The sequence below is a fragment of the Streptomyces sp. NPDC054841 genome, from assembly GCF_053611045.1.
Window position 1 is genome coordinate 1 of the sequence record NZ_JBSGZO010000852.1, and the last position, 1803, is coordinate 1803.

The window sequence follows — 1803 nt, forward strand, 5'->3', positions numbered from 1 at the left end:
CGCCGGGCCCCTTGCATGCCCGCGAAACATAGACGCGTCAGACACCCAACAGTTGACGATCACAACGCCTCGCCACCGCAACCGAAACAGCGAGGCTAATGCCGTTCGTCAAGCAGCGAGGGCGGTAGGCGGCGCGAGCTGGTAGCACCGGCCGTCGCGCAGGAGGGCCCAGAGGACGTTGACGCGGCGGCGTGCGAGGGCGAGGACGGCCTGGGTGTGGCGCTTGCCCTCGGCCCGGTGAGGTCGGCCCGGGGCGCCCTGCCAGCATTGCTGCTGGTGGGTTTCCCCGGACCGCCTCCCGAACCCGGCGTGCCCGTTACCGAGCACCGGGCTCTCCACAAATCCCGTGGTGCTTCCTCGGGTTCCTCATCCCATCCTCGGCCAGGGCGAGGGGATAACCGTTCCCCGGTATCGGTAACGCGTCGTGCGTACCTTTGCCGGATCGAACAGTGTGACCTCCTCGCTGGTCGGCCACCATCTGCCGTCGCAGTAACGGCGGCGGAGTTCCTTCCAGGTGATCCGGCGGTGTTTGCGCCTGATCCAGATCATCACCTGACGCCAGACAAGCTCGCGCAGGTACTGGAACGTGGCGCTGGAAACGCCGGGCCGGAAGTAGGCGCACCAGCCCCGCAGCATCGGATTGAGCTGACGCAGCAGGGTCGGCAGCGGCTGGTTGACGTCGGTCCGGCACGTGGTCTTGACCCTGTGAGCGACGGTCCTGACGGACTTCTTCGCCGGGTAGGTATAGACGTAGTGCCGATCGGTGCCCCGCTTGCGGTGACGCTGGATGCGCCACCCGAGAAAGTTGAGGCCCTCGTCGATGTGGGTGATCCTCGTCTTCTCCATCGACAGGCGCATGCCCATCGGTGCGAGGACCGCTGCCACCTCCTCGCGGAGCACTTCGCAGTGCTCACGGGTCCCGGACACGAGCACGAGAAGGTGAGTCGGCGGCGGGAATCTCACCCGCCGCCGCTCGCAGAACCGTGCGGGAGCCTCTCGGCTCACACGGCTCCCATCGCCCAGCCGTCAGGCTTGAGACCGAACCGCCAGTGGGCAAAGAGGTTCGGGTAGCGGCGGGCGGTGCCCGCCAGCAGTTCCCGTGCCTTCTTCTCCCGACGGTGGAGTCGTTTGTACTTCCGGCAAGCCCAGCGCACCAGGTACTCGTTGATACGCCGGAGAAGGGGATACAACATGGACTTGTAGAAGCGCCCGTAATAGTTGACCCAGCCTTGCACGACGCTGTTGTACATCCGTGCAAGGTCACCGAGGGACATGTCACTGCGGCAGGCGATGCGCCAGGACCGGATCTCCTTGCCCATCGCCTTGATCGCCTCCTTGCTGACCGCGGGCAGGAAGTTCACAAAGTGCTTCCCGTACCGGTTCTTGGACAGCCTCGGCCGGAACGTGTACCCGAGGAAGGTGAACGACGTGTGCTCGTACGAGCCGCGTCGGTCAGCGTCCTTGCAGTACACGATGCGCGTCTTGTCCGGATGCAATTCCAGACCGACCTGCGCCAATCTCGCTGCGAGCGCGTCCCGCACGCGGCGGGCCTGGTGCTCGCTGCGGCAGTGAATCACCGCATCGTCGCAATACCGCTCGAACGTGATGTGCGGAAACTCCCGCCCCAGCCACGCATCGAACGCGTAGTGCAGATACAGATTCGCCAGCACGGGCGAAATCGCCGATCCCTGCGGGGCAATGCCGCGTAGTTAAGTGTTTTTGATGTTCTGTTTCCACATGTGCACAGCGACGCGCCCGTGTTGGTTGTGGATAGTCAACCGCTGTGGTCGCTGCTTTTTGCGG

The 1803-nt window shown here is 64.7% G+C and carries 2 protein-coding genes and 1 pseudogene; all 3 read right to left on the reverse strand.

The features are described 5' to 3' along the window. Positions 1–108 precede the first annotated feature (108 nt). Positions 109–237, reverse strand: a pseudogene (locus ACWGI8_RS43900) (IS110 family transposase); the annotation flags it as partial. 129 nt (positions 238–366) lie between these two features. Continuing rightward, positions 367–927, reverse strand: coding sequence for a group II intron maturase-specific domain-containing protein (locus ACWGI8_RS43905; RefSeq protein ID WP_453669173.1), 561 nt, complete (start codon positions 925–927; stop codon positions 367–369). 74 nt (positions 928–1001) lie between these two features. After that, positions 1002–1700, reverse strand: coding sequence for a reverse transcriptase domain-containing protein (locus ACWGI8_RS43910; protein WP_453669174.1), 699 nt, complete (start codon positions 1698–1700; stop codon positions 1002–1004). Between the last annotated feature and the right edge of the window lie 103 nt (positions 1701–1803).